This is a genomic window from Corallococcus silvisoli (assembly GCF_009909145.1).
GTDB lineage: Bacteria > Myxococcota > Myxococcia > Myxococcales > Myxococcaceae > Corallococcus > Corallococcus silvisoli.
In genome coordinates this window covers 333,196-347,394 of the sequence record NZ_JAAAPJ010000001.1, presented here as the reverse complement: position 1 = coordinate 347,394, position 14,199 = coordinate 333,196, and the positions used below count along the sequence as shown (strand labels likewise).

The window sequence follows — 14,199 nt, the reverse complement described above, 5'->3', positions numbered from 1 at the left end:
ACCGGGCGGAAGAAAGGCTGTCCACCCGACATCCCTCCAGGCCCCGGCGTGTCCGTCAGGTGAACTGCCACCGCCAGGTGCGCGGGTCGGACGGGTTCGGCAGCTCCAGCTCGAAGTCCAGCGTGTCGTACCGGCTGAACTCGCGAGGCTCCACGCGCAAGAGCGTCATCGCCGTGGCGTTGCGCTCGCGCAGCGGGGACACGCTGAAGTCCAGCTCCGCGTCGAAGGCGACCTTGTAGAACAGGCAGAAGCCATCCACCCGTCCGTCCTCCTCCACCGGCCGCCGGATGCGCACGCGCGAAGGCAGGCCATCCGCGCGCATCGTCTCCAGGTCGAACTGGAACGCGGGCTCCGGCTCGCACAAGAGGTGGTCCACCTCGTAGGAGCGCACCAGCCGCTTGAAGTACGACGGGCTCATCGCCTCGCGCAGCGACTGGAGGCAGCGGAAGTCCACGTGGGGCAGGTGCTGCGTCCAGATGAAGGGGACGCACGCCTCGTCGCGCAGCTGCACCGGCTCCACGAAGACCTCGAAGCGGTTGGGCAGGATGCGCCCCCCGGGCTTGAGCAGGCGCGTCCGCAAGTCCAGCATCCGGGGCACGAGCCCCGCGTCCAACAGCGCGTCCCCCAACAGCTCATGCAACAACACATCCGCCTTCTCTGGGGGCTGGAACTGCCACATGGGCTCCCGCACGAAGTCGATGCGGTCCAGGCGGTTGCGCCGGGCCACCCACTGCGCGGTATCCAACATGCGCGAGTCGTCCACCGCGTACAGCCGGCGCGGCTGCTGGTGCGCGGCGAGGAAGGTGCGCAGGCCGGTGCCGGCCTTCACGTCCACCACCACCTGGTTCGGGCGCACGTAGCGCTCCACCGCGCGACGCCAGGTGTCCACGCGCTCCGGATCCGCCAGCACCGAGTCCTGCGGTGAAGGACTGGAGAGGGCCAGACTGTTGGGCGCGTGACGGCGATGCAGGTGCGATACCAGCGGCAGGTGGCTGAGGCGCGAGCGCAGGTCCATCAACGCCTGCCGTGGCAGGTCGAGCAGGTTCGACATGGCTTCCCCCCGGAAGACCCGTGATGGTCCCAAGACACGGCGCGGCCAACCCCGTCCCCCGGGAACCTGAATCTCGTACCATGAGGGAGAACCCAGACCCGGCCCATCCGTCCCGGGGGCAACGGTCTGTCCCCGGTTGAACACGCGTCCCCTCCCGCGGGGCCCGCGCCGGGCGAGGACGCTCGCGACACCTCACTGGAGCGGCTTCAACACCCAGCCCGTGGAGGACCGAAGCCAGTTCCAACGCCTTGGATCATCAGCCAGCGAGAGGAGTCTTTCCCACCGGATGGGGTGTCCGCCAATGACAGTTCAAGCATCCCTCCGGGCCGTCAAGAAAACGGGTCTAAATCGTTTTTCCAGTGAAGCTTCCAACCCGCGACGACGGTTTTCGGCGCGGAGTCCCGGTGCCGGCCATGCCCGTGGATGGACCCGGGTCTTGAAGGGGGACACGGATGAACCGAGCGATGGAGTCACGGCGGACGCAGGACGAGGGCCAGCAGGCGTTCCCCCTGGAGGACGCGGCGCGGGGTGACGTGTCGATGGCGCGCTGGGAAGCGCAGCCCTGGCGGCGACAACTGCAGGTGCCCCGGGCGCACGAGCAGCGGGTGGCGCGCGGCGCGCTGGTGGACGCGCTGCTGTCGGAGGGCTGCTCGGTGGAGGCGGACGTGGCGCGGTTCGCGGGGGCGATGGAGGACCGGGCGTCCATCAGCATCGGGCAGGTGGTGCGCTTCGCGGACGGCCTGAGGCTGCGGCTGACGCAGGCGCGCTCGGACGACGAGGTGCTGCAGCTGGCCTACCTGCGCCGCAACGCGGAGGAGCTGGCGGAGCGGATGATCGACTGGGCCAACACGGGGCGCCTGCCGGCGTAGGGCGAGCGAGGCACCTCGCCGGGCGTCGCTGGAGGGCGTCCGGAGTGGGAGTGCCTTGACAGGGACGGTGGGGCGCTCTCAGGTGGGGGCCATGCTCGCCCTCGCACTTGCCGCCACCCTGGCGGCCGCACCCGCGCCCCGCGTCGCCGCCTCGACGGTGACGGTCCTCCATGTCCCGCAGCTCGACAAGCTCCAGGGGCTCACCGCGTTCATGACGCGGGCGGGGGCGTACTCGCAGATGTTGAACCCGGCGTCGTGGAGCGCGGAGCTGCACCCCATCCTCCAGCTGGACCTCGCGCGGCCGGAGGCGCTGGAGGCGCTGGGCATCGACGCGACGGGGCCGCTGTCCGTGTCGATGCGGCAGGACGGCCGGCTGGCGTGCACGCGGGTGAAGGACGCGAAGGCCTTCCAGGAGGCGACCGCGAGCGTGCTCGCGCGCAACGGCGACGTGAAGGCGGGCACGGTGAAGGGCGTGACGACGCTGCGCGCGCCGGCCCCCGCGGGCGGCTTCGCGGGCTACGTGCTCAAGGGCCAGGAGGCGTGCGCCTTCCTGAGCACGGACTCGGATGACGCGCTCCGCAAGGAGGCGGCGAAGCTGGTGGCGCTCAAGGCGCCCGCCGCGGACGCGCGGATGGGCGGGCTGCCCGGCGCGCTGTACGTGGCCACGCAGCAGGGCGTGGTGGCGCTGGACGGCACCGCGACGGCGCTGAAGGTGGAGGGCACCGCGACGAAGCTGCCGCTGCCGCCCTTCCAGTCCAAGGGCACCAGCCCCTACGGGGCGATGGCGCCCTCGGGCCTGCTGTTCGCCCGCGCGCAGGTGGCGCCCACGGGGGTGACGCAGGCGGTGGACTCGGTGCGGGACGCGGTGCAGGCGGTGTGCCCCACGTGTCCGGCGGAGCAGGTGAGGGGCGTGACGGACGCGCTGGCGAAGCAGCTCACGGGCCAGCTGTTGTTCGGGGTGGATTCGGTGGCGGTGAAGGGGTCGCTGCGCAAGCCGGAGGTGCGCTTCTTCGCGGCGAAGCAGGCGCTGGCCGCGGAGGTGGTGGACGCGGCGGCGGTGAAGGCGGCGCTGGCCCCGCTGGCGAAGTTCCCGGGCGCGAAGGCCCTGGACGACGGCTACGCGATGGAGGCGAAGGGCGGCAGCGTCTACGTGCGGCTCAAGGGCAGGCAGCTGGTGTTCGGCAATGACTCGGCGGTGACGCAGACGGTGCTGGCGTCGCTGCCGGAGAAGGGCGCCCCGCTGTCGCGCGCGGTGGAGTTCACGTTGGATCCGAAGAAGGTGGCGCGCGGCCTGTCCCAGGTGTCGTTGATGGACGTGATGGGCGACGAGCGCCTGGCCGCGTTCTTCGGCGTGAGCACGGAGCTGGGCCCCCTGCTCATGAAGAGCGACCGCATCACGGGCTGGCTGGACAGCGCCCCCAACGGCGCGCACCGCTTCCAGCTCAACTGGTCCCTGCCGGAGAAGAACTGACGGAGGCCTACGCCGGCCGCTCGCGCGGCCAGCCCGTCCCCGTCCTCCGCTCCGCCTCCTCCGCGCGCGTCATCGCCCGCTGGATGTCATTCCAGTCCAGCGTGCCCGCGAGCAGCCCGTCCTCGTCCACCACCGCGGCCATCGGCACGCCCGCCTCCGCCATCCGGCGCAGCACCGTCCACCCGTCCTCGCGCAGCTCCGCCACCGCGCCCTCCTCCATCGCGTCGCGCACCCAGGAGGCCTCGCGCGCGGCCTCCGGCACCGCCTGCACCGCCGCCCACGTCACCCGCCCCACCGGCCGCCCCGTGCTCGTCACCGGCAGCATGCTCACGCGCTCGCGCCGGAGCGCCCACTGCGCGTCCTGCATGGACAGGTCCAGGTCCACGCCCACCGCCCTCGGCGTCATCAGCGCCTCCACCCGCACGCGCTCCAGCACCGCCCGCATCCGCACCTGCCGCCACTCATTCTCCGCGCCCATCCACACGACGAAGGCCACCACCAACGTGAACGGGTTCAGCGACACCACGCCCCACACGCCGAACAGCAGCGCGAACAGCCGCCCCAGCCCCACCGCCACCCGCGTCGCCCGCCACACCCCCAACCGGGGCGTCAGCGCCGCGCGCACGATGCGCCCCCCATCCATGGGGAACGCCGGCAGCAGGTTGAACACCCCCAGCACCCCGTTGAGCGTCGCCAGCGTGAAGCACGCGAACTGCACCTGGAACATCCCCAGGCCATGCAGGAACCACGTCACCCCGCCCAGGAACGCCGCCAGCCCCAGGCTGGTCAACGGCCCCACCAGCGCCATCAGCGCCTCGTCCCGAGGCCGCTTCGGCGCCTCTGTCAGCTCCGACACACCGCCGACGATCATCAGGGTGATGCCGTTCACCTGCCCGCCATGGCGCAGCGCATAGAAGGTGTGCGCCATCTCGTGCAGCAGCACCGACACGAACAGCCCCACCGCCACCGCCAGCCCCCACGCCCACGGATGCCCGCCCAGCGCCTCCGGCGGCACGTGCGCCGCGTCCGCCGCCCGCTGGAGCGCCCCTCCGAACGACAGCGCCAACAGCGGCAGCACCACGAGCAGCGAGAAATGGACGCGGATGGGAACCCCCCGGAACGACCCCACCCGCAGTGCCCCTGGCCTCGCACGCATCGCCAGCCTCCCTGGTCCCTCGCGCCCCTCGCGGACGCGGTGTCGGAAATCCTGAACTTCCGTCCCGTCCCCGCCCCGTGCACCCCCGGGCCCGCCCGTCCGGCCCCCCCTCCAGGGGCACGGGAAGCGCTGCCACCGCCTGCCAATCGTGTTAGAGCGGCCCCCCATGGACGCGACCTCCGAGAAGGATCCTCTCCGCGCACGGCTCCAGCAGATGGAGCAGCAGGCCGAGCAGGGCGGCGGCACCGAGCGCATCGCCAAGCAACACGAGGCCGGCAAGCTCACCGCCCGCGAGCGCATCGACCTGCTCCTCGACCCCGGCTCCTTCAGCGAGCTGGACAAGTTCGTCACCCACCGCAGCCACGACTTCGGCATGGGCGACAAGAAGATCCTCGGCGACGGCGTCGTCACCGGCTACGGCACCGTGGAAGGCCGCCAGGTGTTCGTCTTCGCCCAGGACTTCACCGTCTTCGGCGGCTCGCTGTCCGGCGCCTATGCCCAGAAGATCTGCAAGATCATGGACATGGCCACCCGCGTGGGCGCGCCCGTCATCGGGCTCAACGACTCCGGCGGCGCGCGCATCCAGGAAGGCGTGGAGAGCCTGGCCGGCTACGCGGACATCTTCCTGCGCAACACGCTGGCCTCCGGCGTCGTGCCCCAGATTTCGCTCATCCTGGGGCCGTGCGCGGGCGGCGCGGTGTACTCGCCCGCCATCACCGACTTCATCATGATGGTGAAGGACACGTCGTACATGTTCATCACCGGCCCAGACGTCATCAAGACGGTGACGCACGAAGAGGTCTCCAAGGAGGCCCTGGGCGGCGCGCTCACGCACAACCAGAAGTCCGGCGTCGCCCACTTCGCCGCGGAGAACGAGCAGGCCGCCATCGCGATGACCCGCGAGCTGCTCTCGTACCTGCCCTCCAACAACCAGGAGGATCCGCCCGCCCAGCCGTGTGACGACGACCCGTTCCGCGCCGAGGAGTCGCTCAAGTCCATCGTCCCGGCGAACCCGAACAAGCCCTACGACATCAAGGAGATCATCCGGGCCATCGTCGACTCGAAGCACTTCTTCGAGGTGCAGGAGCACTTCGCCAAGAACATCGTCGTCGGCTTCGCGCGGATGAACGGCCGGAGCGTGGGCATCGTCGCCAACCAGCCCGCGGTGCTCGCCGGCTGCCTGGACATCGACGCCAGCGTGAAGGCCGCGCGCTTCGTGCGCTTCTGCGACTGCTTCAACATCCCCCTGCTCACCCTGGTGGACGTGCCCGGCTTCCTCCCCGGCACCGACCAGGAGTGGGGCGGCATCATCACCCACGGCGCCAAGCTGCTCTACGCGTACGCGGAAGCCACCGTCCCGAAGATTACCCTCATCACCCGCAAGGCCTACGGCGGCGCGTACGACGTGATGGCGTCCAAGCACATCCGCGCGGACATCAACTACGCCTACCCCACCGCGGAGATCGCCGTGATGGGTCCCGAGGGCGCGGTGAACATCATCTTCCGCAATGAAATCCTGAAGGCCCAGGACGCCAACGCGGAGCGCAAGAAGCTCACGGACGACTACCGCGAGAAGTTCGCCAACCCGTTCAAGGCGGCGGAGCTGGGCTACATCGACGAGGTCATCCGCCCGGAGGAGACCCGCGCCAAGGTCATCCGCGCCCTGGAGATGCTCAAGGACAAGCGCCAGGAGAACCCGCCGCGCAAGCACGGCAACATCCCGCTGTAGCAGTCCCGGCGGCTCGCACGCCTGCCCTCCCCCGCACGGAGGGCAGGCGGGCACGGGCACATCCGGAAATTCTCAGCTAACGCCGGGGCTTTCACGGGGCCACCCAAGGAGCCACCCCCCGTGTCCCAGCAGCGAAGACTCGTTCTCTTCCTCTCCGACGTCGAAGGTCATCTCACCGCCCTGCGTCAGACGCTCAAGGGCGTGTGCGAGGGCCTGGACCTGCCCCCACCGGAGGTCCACTGGGTGGAGCCCCGTCCCGAGGCGCTGGCCGACAGCGGCTGGCACGTGGCGGAGATCCCGCTCGTGTCCGGAAAGACCTCCGGCAAGGTGCCCTCTCCCGAGGAGCACCTGGACGCCATGACCCAGGCCCTGGCCCGGGACTTCCGCGACCGCGCCATGGGCATGTACGTGGACCGGGAGCACAGCTACGCGCGCGTCTGCATGGCCGCCCCCAGCCGCCCGCCGCGCGCCATGGAAGGCGAGTACCTGGACGTGCTGCGCCAGGCCGCGCGCTGGCTGGACGTGGAGACGACGGCGCTCGCCCGGCTCTTCAGCGGCAACGCCGCGCGCAACCTGCTGGCGGCCGCGGTGGACTTCGGTCCGGACGGCAAGCCCGTGGAGGCCCCCTCGCACCCCGCCCCGCCCCCGGAGCCGGACGAGGAGGACCGCTTCGTGGAAGCGAAGCTCGCCCAGGCGAAGCAGCTGATGGACCAGTACCTGAACCTGCGCAAGTAGGGGCAGGCAATCAGGGGCGCCCCATGGTAGACGGGCGCCCATGCCCAAGATCCGCAAAGTGCTCGTCGCCAACCGCGGCGAGATCGCCATCCGGGTGATGCGCACCTGCAAGGACCTCGGCATCGCCACGGTGGCGGTGTACTCCGAAGCAGACCGTTCCGCGCTGCATGTGCGCACCGCAGACCAGGCCTATTTCGTCGGCCCCCCGCCCTCGCGCGAGAGCTACCTCGTGCAGGAGCGCATCCTGGAGGTCGCGAAGCAGTCCGGCGCGGACGCCATCCACCCCGGCTACGGCTTCCTCTCCGAGAACGCGTCCTTCGTGCGCGCCTGCGAGAAGGCCGGCATCACCTTCATCGGCCCGCCGGCCGCCGCCATGGACGCCATGGGGGAGAAGACCCGCGCCCGCGCCAACATGATCAAGGCGGGCGTGCCCGTCGTCCCCGGCACCACCGAGCCCATCGCCACCATCGAGGAAGCGCGCGAGTACGCGCGGAACATCGGCTTCCCCATCATGCTCAAGGCCGCCGGCGGCGGCGGCGGCAAGGGCATGCGCCGCGTGGAGGGCCTGGGCGACTTCGACTCCGCCTGGCGCTCCGCCAAGAGCGAGGCGCTCAACGCCTTCGGCAACGACTCGGTCTACATCGAGAAGTACCTGGAGAAGCCCCACCACGTGGAGATCCAGGTCTTCGCGGACCAGTACGGCAACACCATCCACCTGAACGAGCGCGAGTGCTCCGCGCAGCGCCGTCACCAGAAGGTGGTGGAGGAGACGCCCAGCCCCATCCTCACGGCGGAGATGCGCGCGAAGATGGGCGAGGTCGCGGTGAAGGCGGCCAAGGCCGTCAACTACGTGGGCGCCGGGACGGTGGAGTTCCTGGTGGACGTGCACCGCAACTTCTACTTCCTGGAGATGAACACCCGCCTCCAGGTGGAGCACCCGGTGACGGAGTGGGTGACGGGCCTGGACCTGGTCGCCATGCAGATCAAGGCCGCGGAGGGGGAGAAGCTGCCCCTCTTCGAGGCGCCCACGCCGCGCGGTCACGCCATCGAGGTGCGCGTGTACGCGGAGGACCCCGCGCGCAACTTCATGCCCAGCCCCGGGAAGATCCAGGCGCTGCGCGTGCCCAGCGGGCCGAACGTGCGGGATGACTCGGGCGTGTTCGCGGGCTTCACGGTGCCCAACTTCTACGACCCCATGATCTCCAAGCTGTCCGTGTGGGGCGCCACGCGCGAGGAGGCCATCGCGCGGGCCAAGCGCGCGCTCTCCGAGTACGTGGTGAAGGGCATCACCACCAACATCCGCTACCTGCACGGCATCCTGTCCCACCCGGAGTTCGTGGCGGGCGACTACGACACCAGCTTCCTCACGCGCGAGCACACCGCGCTGCTGGGCGCGGAGGACCCCAAGCTGAGCGAGGTGGCGCTGCTGGCCAGCACGCTCCACGCCTTCCAGCGCGACCAGAAGCGCGCGAAGACGCTGCCCGCGGGAGCCAGCGCGGGGGGCAACGGCCGCATCAGCCCGTGGCGTCTGGCGCTGAAGAGCCGCCGCCGCTGACCGTCATCCTGCCGCAAGCACCCGGAAGGACCTTTTCCACATGCGTTACTTCACGAAGCAGCAGGGCCAGAAGGAAGCGGTGCCGGTGGACCTGGAGGCGCTGGGCCAGGACCGCTACCGGCTCACGGTGAATGGCCAGTCGTACCAGGTGGACGCGCTGTCCGTGGACCAGGGCACGCTGTCGCTGCTGGTGGACGGCCAGTCGTACAACGTCGAGTTCGAGGAGAACGGCGACGAGATTGGCACGCTGGTGCGCGGGCAGGTGAACCGCACCGACGTGGCGGATGAGCGCAAGCTGCGCATGCGCGCCGCCGCGGGCAGCTTCTCCGTGGAGGGCCGGCAGGTCATCCTCGCGCCCATGCCCGGCAAGGTGGTGAAGGTGCTGGTCAAGGTCGGCGAAGAGGTGAAGGAGGGCCAGGGGCTCGTGGTCGTGGAGGCCATGAAGATGGAGAACGAGCTCAAGAGCCCCAAGGCCGGCAAGGTGACGGAGGTGTTCGCCAAGGAAGGCACCGCCGTGGAGAACAACGCGAAGCTCATCGTCGTCGAGTAACCCCCCGCTTCGCGAGCCCCCGAGGTCGACGCCCCATGGAGATGCTCTGCACCCTGCGCAGCGCCACCGAGACGCAGCGCCAGGCCCTGCTCAAGACGCCCGGCGCGCTGGAGCCCTTCCTGGAGGACGAGGAGGACTTCGGCGACGCGAAGGGCGCGGCGTTCCTGGAGCTGGACATTGGCGAGGCGTGGCACGGCCTCCAGTTCCTGCTCACCGGCACGGCCTGGGAGGGCACCCCGCCCCTGGACTTCCTGGTGCGCGGCGGCGACGACGTGGGGGACATCCCGTCGGATGAGGGCACCGCGCGCGTGTTCGACCCGGCCGGGGTGAAGGCGCTGGCGGAGGCGCTGAAGAAGGCCTCCGAGCAGGACCTGCGTGGGCGCTTCGACCCGGCGCGCCTCCAGGCGGAGGACATCTACCCGGGCACCTGGGACGAGGAGGAGCCGGCGGAGGACGTGGATCCGCTGGAGGAGCTGCTCTCCTACTTCGTGGAGCTCCAGAAGTTCACCGCCGCCGTGGCGAAGCGGGGCCTGGCGCTGCTCGTGCACATCGGCTGAGGCGTCAGGCCGCCCAGCCCAGCCACACGTCGCGCCCCAGCTTCAGCACCAGCGCGGCCACCACGCCCAGCACGACGACGCGCACCAGCCGGTCGCCGCCCTTCACCGCCGCGTGCGCGCCCAGCCACGCGCCGGTGAACTGCGCCGCGGCCATGGGCAGCGCCACCTTCCACAGCACCACGCCCCGGAGCGCGAAGAGCGTCACCGACGCCAGGTTGGAGGCGAAGTTCACCACCTTCGCGTCCGCGGACGCGCGCGCCAGCCCGTGGCCCAGCAGCGACGAGAACGCCACGATGAGGAAGGTGCCCACCCCCGGCCCGAAGAAGCCGTCATAGGTGCCGAGCACCAGCGCGATGAGCGCGCCAATGGCCTGCGCGCGCGGCCGGGGCGAGGGCTCCACGCCGTCGCGCTTCGGCGGCGCGCGGCGGAAGGCGAGGAACACCGCCACCGCGATGAGCAGCACCAGCACCAGCGGCTTGAGCACCTCCGGGCGCAGCAGCAGCACCAGCGCCGCGCCGCCGAACGCGCCCAGCAGGCCGAAGGGGAACGTCACCTTCCCCAGCTTCGCGTCCACCAGGCCCGCGCGCGCGAAGCGCACCAGCGCCGCGCCCGAGCCGAACACGGACTGGCCCTTGTTGGTGCCCAGCGCCACGTGCGCCGGCAGGCCCGCCGTCAGCAGCGCGGGCAGCGTGATGAGGCCGCCGCCTCCCGCGATGGCGTCCACGAAGCCCGCGCTCAACGCGGCGACACACAGCAGCACCAGCTTCAACGCGCCGACGTCCAGGTCCACGGTGGGGCCCGCCTCCTCGTCGCGGGTGGCGCCCGCTTAGCACCCTTACTTGCGCGCGGTCGAAGCTTGGGGGTCAATGCGGTCCATGCTCGCGACCCTGATGACCGTGCTGGCGCTGACGCTCGCCGCGCCGCCCTCACCGCCCGACGCGACCACCGCCACGTGCCGCGCCCTGGACGGGCACGTGTCCTGTGGCTACGGGTGCAAGTCGGATGGACAGCGCGTGCGGTGCGCCCAGACGCTCCAGGGCCGCTGTACCGTCATCGACGGGCAGGCCGTCTGTTTCGATCCGCCCGCCTACGTGGTGAAGGCGTACGGCGCCGCGCTGCCGGAGCCGGAGTGCAAGACCATCGACGGGGTGGTGGGCTGCGGCTACGGGTGCGTCACCGACTTCGGCAAGGTGAAGTGCGCGAAGACGCCGTCGGGCGTGTGCCGGAGCCAGGGTGGCAACGTGACCTGCTTCGACCCGCCCGCCGCGGTGTTCGCGGTGTTCGGCAAGCAGGTGCCTCGCGCGCAGTGTGTCAGCAACGGCCTGCAGCTGGCGTGCGGCTTCAACTGCGTGAACGCCTCCGAGGGCGTGCGGTGCGCGAAGACGCCCATGGGCGTGTGCAAGGCGCAGAACGGCAGCGTCACCTGCTTCGACCCGTCGCCCGCGGCGCTCTGCGCGTGGGGCCGCGACCTGCCGGCGCCCCAGTGCAAGCTGAGCGAGACGGGCCCGGTGTGCGGGTACAACTGCACCACGGCGTACGGCAAGGTGGCGTGCTCGGGCACCCCCGCCGGCATCTGCAAGGTGTTCGACAGCGAGGTGTTCTGCTTCGACCCGCCCGCCGAACAGCAGGCCGACGCGGCGTGTCTCGCGAACGTGGGGTTGGCGGCCCTGGAGGGCGCCACGCCCTGAGGCGCCTGCCCGCTCCCTTGGAATGGAGCGTCCGCTTGGAGGTGGGCGCGGGCGGCGGTAAAATTCCGGCTTCCCGGCAGTCACGCGGGAATGGGAGCAGGACGGCACATGGCGGAGGGTGAGGTCCGGCAGTACTGGGTGCGGAACGATCGGGGCACCACGTGGGGGCCGCTGACCGGGCCCACCATCGAGCTGCTCATCGACAGCGGCTCCATCCAGGGCAAGCTCCAGGTCTCCACCGACGGTCTCCAGTTCGCCTTCCCATGGCGCTTCCCGGAGGTGCGGGACGTGTTCCCGCGCGAGCTGTGGGGGGATGGCGCGCCCGCGTCGCTGAGGACCGCGCCCGTCGTTCCGCCACCGCCCGGCCCCGCCGCGCCGCCCACGGGCCCTGGCGCCGCGCCCATGGCCGGTCCGGGCGCCGTGCCCATGGCCGGTCCTGGCGCCGTGCCCATGGCCGGTCCGGGCGCCGTGCCCATGGCCGGTCCTGGCGCGGTGCCCATGGCGGGCCCGGGTGCCACGCCCATGGCGGGTCCCGGCGCGATGCGGAGTCCGGCGCCAGTGGCGCGCGCGGCCGTGGACGCCTCGGGGCGGCCTGTCGCCACGCGGCCTCCGGGTCCCGGGGCTCCGGCCCGTCCCCCCGTCGCGCCTCCGGCCGCGGCGGCCCGTCCGGCGGGGGCTCCGGCCACCGCGGCGGCGCCCCCCGCGCAGGCGCCACAGGGGCCGGTGGATGACGGCTCCAACACCGTGCCGCCGCAGGGTCAGCTCGCGCAGTGCCCGCCCATGCAGCTCTACGGTCGCATCGCCGCGGGCGAACACACGGGCCTGCTGACGCTGGGGCTTTCGGACCGGGCGCTGTCGGTGCACTTCCGCAAGGGCAGCCCGGAGTTCGTCGACTCGTCGCACGCGGAGGACGCGCTGGGCGTGTCGCTCCTGGGCGCGCGGCTGTTGACGGCGGAGCAGCTCCAGCAGGCGGAAGGCGCGCGGGAGCGCTTCGGGGGAGACCTGCTGGCGGCGCTCTTCGGGCTGGGCCTGCTCCAGCCGGCGACCGCCTTCGCGCAGCTGGCGCAGCGGGCGTTGGGCATCCTGGGCAAGGCGCTGCGCGCCGAGGCCGGCACCTTCACCTTCGAGCTTCGCGACCTGCCCGCGCACAAGGCGATGCCGCTGGGCAACCGCTGGGCCCTGCTCAGCGACCAGGTGCGCCGCGTGCCGACGGCGGACCTCAAGCGGCGGCTCGCGTACGTGCTGCCGATGCCCATCATGAAGTCCGGAGGGCGCGTGGCCTCCAGCGAGCTGCGCCTGACGCCGCATGAGGTGCGCGCGCTCGCCTTCATCGACGGGGTGCGCTCGCTGGGGCAGCTGCTGCAGGACGTGCCCCAGGACGCGGAGCATCTGCTGCGCGTCTCGTTCCTGCTGAAGGAGCTGAACGGCGTCTCGTTCGCGGCGGCGACCCGCACGCAGGCGGCCCCGCCTCCGCCCGCCTCCGGCCCCACGGCGGCGGCGCGTCCCGGCCCCGAGGCTGGCGGCGCCCAGGGACCTGGGGCACCGGTCCGTCCGTCCGGGACCGTGCCCACGGTGGGCTCGGCTGCGCCCGCCGCGGGTCCGGGCGCCGTGCCCATGACGCCTCCAGGCGTGTCCGCCGGTCCTGGCGCAGGGCCCGCCACGGCGGCCGGAGCCTCCGCCTCGGGTCCTGGCGCGGCTCCCCGTCCTCCTGGCGCCACTCCCGCGCCCACGGCCGGCCCCGGTGCCGCGCCCCGTCCCGCTGGCTCCGCCGCCCCCACGGCCGGCCCCGGTGCAGCCCCCCGTCCTCCTGGCGCCGCTCCCGCCGCCGGTGCCGCCCCCACGGCCGGCCCGGGTGCAGCGCCCCGCCCTCCTGGCGCCACTCCCGCCCCCACGGCCGGCCCGGGTGCAGCGCCCCGTCCTCCCGGTGCCGCCCCCGCGGCTGCGGCGCCCCGTGCGCCTGGCGCCGCACCCGCCGCGGGCCCGGGTGCCGCGCCTCGGCCTGCGGGAGCCCCCGCTGGCGCCGCGCCCACGGCCGGCCCTGGTGTAGCGCCCCGCCCTCCCGGTGCCGCCCCCGCCGCGGCCCCTGTCGCACGGCCCGCGCCGCCCGTCGTCGGTGCTCCAGCCGCCGCCCCCGCGGCGTCGAGCGCCGCGCCCGGGTCGGACGAGCTGCCCGCGCTGCGCCAGCTCGCCGTGACCATGAAGGGGCAGAACCACTTCCAGCGGCTCGGCCTCACCGAACAGACCGAAGGCAGCGCGGTGAAGATCGCCTACTTCCGTCTGGCCAAGCTCTACCACCCGGACACCCTGCCCCAGGGCGCCCCGCCCGAGTTGGAGAAGCTCAAGGCGGAGGTGTTCGCCTACGTCGGGGACGCGTACCGGACGCTCACGGACGACAAGAGCCGCGCGGCCTACCTGGAGGAGCTCAAGAACGGCGGAGGGGACGGCGTGGATGTCCAGGCCATCCTCCAGGCCGAGGAGCTCTTCCAGAAGTCCTGCATCCTGGTGAAAGCGCGCAAGTACCCAGAAGCCGTGAAGATGCTCAACGAGGCCATCGCCCTCAACGCCGAGGAGCCGGAGTTCTTCGCCTGGCGGGGCTACGCGCGCTTCCTGGCCGCCCCGGACAAGAAGGCCGCCCAGCCGGAGGCCTTCCGCGAAATCCAGGCCGCCATCAAGCGCAACGAGCGGTGCGCCCCCGCCCACTACTTCCTGGGCGTCATCGCCAAGCTGAGCGGCGACGCGGCCGGGGCCCTCAAGCACTTCAAGCGGACGGTCGAGCTGCAACCGGACCACATCGATGCGATGCGGGAGATCCGCATGGCGTCCCAAAAGAAGTAGGGT

General features: G+C 71.9%; 12 protein-coding genes. 9 read left to right on the top strand and 3 right to left on the bottom strand.

What is annotated here, in order from left to right; genetic code table 11:
* Positions 1 to 55: 55 nt before the first annotated feature.
* A complete protein-coding gene (locus tag GTY96_RS01295) occupies positions 56 to 1,051 on the bottom strand; it encodes an SAM-dependent methyltransferase (protein ID WP_143897729.1) in 996 nt (331 codons plus the stop codon).
* Positions 1,052 to 1,503: 452 nt separating this feature from the next.
* Between GTY96_RS01295 and GTY96_RS01290 the strand changes: the two genes are divergently transcribed.
* Positions 1,504 to 1,920: a hypothetical protein gene (locus GTY96_RS01290; RefSeq protein WP_143897727.1), complete on the top strand. Its 417-nt coding sequence runs from the start codon at positions 1,504 to 1,506 to the stop codon at positions 1,918 to 1,920.
* A 91-nt stretch (positions 1,921 to 2,011) separates the two neighbouring features.
* Positions 2,012 to 3,391, top strand: coding sequence for a hypothetical protein (locus tag GTY96_RS01285; protein ID WP_161663657.1), 1,380 nt, complete (start codon positions 2,012 to 2,014; stop codon positions 3,389 to 3,391).
* 7 nt (positions 3,392 to 3,398) lie between these two features.
* Here the strand turns inward: GTY96_RS01285 and GTY96_RS01280 are convergent, their stop codons facing one another.
* The gene (locus GTY96_RS01280) at positions 3,399 to 4,547 is read right to left on the bottom strand and encodes a site-2 protease family protein (RefSeq protein ID WP_161663656.1); all 1,149 of its coding nucleotides are present in this window, start codon (positions 4,545 to 4,547) and stop codon (positions 3,399 to 3,401) included.
* A gap of 166 nt (positions 4,548 to 4,713) precedes the next feature.
* Between GTY96_RS01280 and GTY96_RS01275 the strand changes: the two genes are divergently transcribed.
* The 5 genes from GTY96_RS01275 to GTY96_RS01255 all read left to right on the top strand — a co-directional run bounded on the left by GTY96_RS01275 (position 4,714) and on the right by GTY96_RS01255 (position 9,673).
* A complete protein-coding gene (locus GTY96_RS01275; RefSeq protein ID WP_143897722.1) occupies positions 4,714 to 6,276 on the top strand; it encodes an acyl-CoA carboxylase subunit beta in 1,563 nt (520 codons plus the stop codon).
* A gap of 120 nt (positions 6,277 to 6,396) precedes the next feature.
* Positions 6,397 to 7,011, top strand: a complete 615-nt coding sequence (locus GTY96_RS01270; RefSeq protein ID WP_161663655.1) for a hypothetical protein — start codon at positions 6,397 to 6,399, stop codon at positions 7,009 to 7,011.
* A 40-nt stretch (positions 7,012 to 7,051) separates the two neighbouring features.
* Complete coding sequence (locus GTY96_RS01265; protein ID WP_161663654.1) at positions 7,052 to 8,566, top strand: acetyl-CoA carboxylase biotin carboxylase subunit; 1,515 nt, start codon at positions 7,052 to 7,054, stop codon at positions 8,564 to 8,566.
* A gap of 40 nt (positions 8,567 to 8,606) precedes the next feature.
* Positions 8,607 to 9,116, top strand: coding sequence for a biotin/lipoyl-containing protein (locus GTY96_RS38505; protein WP_143897716.1), 510 nt, complete (start codon positions 8,607 to 8,609; stop codon positions 9,114 to 9,116).
* Between the two features lie 35 nt (positions 9,117 to 9,151).
* A complete protein-coding gene (locus GTY96_RS01255) occupies positions 9,152 to 9,673 on the top strand; it encodes a YfbM family protein (RefSeq protein ID WP_143897714.1) in 522 nt (173 codons plus the stop codon).
* Positions 9,674 to 9,677: 4 nt separating this feature from the next.
* Here the strand turns inward: GTY96_RS01255 and GTY96_RS01250 are convergent, their stop codons facing one another.
* The gene (locus GTY96_RS01250) at positions 9,678 to 10,463 is read right to left on the bottom strand and encodes a TSUP family transporter (protein ID WP_143897711.1); all 786 of its coding nucleotides are present in this window, start codon (positions 10,461 to 10,463) and stop codon (positions 9,678 to 9,680) included.
* Positions 10,464 to 10,548: 85 nt separating this feature from the next.
* On the opposite strand from GTY96_RS01250, the gene GTY96_RS01245 reads away from it, so the two are divergent.
* The gene (locus GTY96_RS01245) at positions 10,549 to 11,361 is read left to right on the top strand and encodes a hypothetical protein (RefSeq protein ID WP_143897709.1); all 813 of its coding nucleotides are present in this window, start codon (positions 10,549 to 10,551) and stop codon (positions 11,359 to 11,361) included.
* Between the two features lie 108 nt (positions 11,362 to 11,469).
* Positions 11,470 to 14,196: a DnaJ domain-containing protein gene (locus GTY96_RS01240; protein ID WP_161663653.1), complete on the top strand. Its 2,727-nt coding sequence runs from the start codon at positions 11,470 to 11,472 to the stop codon at positions 14,194 to 14,196.
* Positions 14,197 to 14,199: the final 3 nt, after the last annotated feature.

Coding starts and splice junctions, on each gene's coding strand:
- GTY96_RS01295 (WP_143897729.1), bottom strand. CDS start 1,051: ATGTCGAACCTGCTCGACCTGCCACGGCAGGCGTTGATGGACCTGCGC.
- GTY96_RS01290 (WP_143897727.1), top strand. CDS start 1,504: ATGAACCGAGCGATGGAGTCACGGCGGACGCAGGACGAGGGCCAGCAG.
- GTY96_RS01285 (WP_161663657.1), top strand. CDS start 2,012: ATGCTCGCCCTCGCACTTGCCGCCACCCTGGCGGCCGCACCCGCGCCC.
- GTY96_RS01280 (WP_161663656.1), bottom strand. CDS start 4,547: ATGCGTGCGAGGCCAGGGGCACTGCGGGTGGGGTCGTTCCGGGGGGTT.
- GTY96_RS01275 (WP_143897722.1), top strand. CDS start 4,714: ATGGACGCGACCTCCGAGAAGGATCCTCTCCGCGCACGGCTCCAGCAG.
- GTY96_RS01265 (WP_161663654.1), top strand. CDS start 7,052: ATGCCCAAGATCCGCAAAGTGCTCGTCGCCAACCGCGGCGAGATCGCC.
- GTY96_RS38505 (WP_143897716.1), top strand. CDS start 8,607: ATGCGTTACTTCACGAAGCAGCAGGGCCAGAAGGAAGCGGTGCCGGTG.
- GTY96_RS01255 (WP_143897714.1), top strand. CDS start 9,152: ATGGAGATGCTCTGCACCCTGCGCAGCGCCACCGAGACGCAGCGCCAG.
- GTY96_RS01245 (WP_143897709.1), top strand. CDS start 10,549: ATGCTCGCGACCCTGATGACCGTGCTGGCGCTGACGCTCGCCGCGCCG.
- GTY96_RS01240 (WP_161663653.1), top strand. CDS start 11,470: ATGGCGGAGGGTGAGGTCCGGCAGTACTGGGTGCGGAACGATCGGGGC.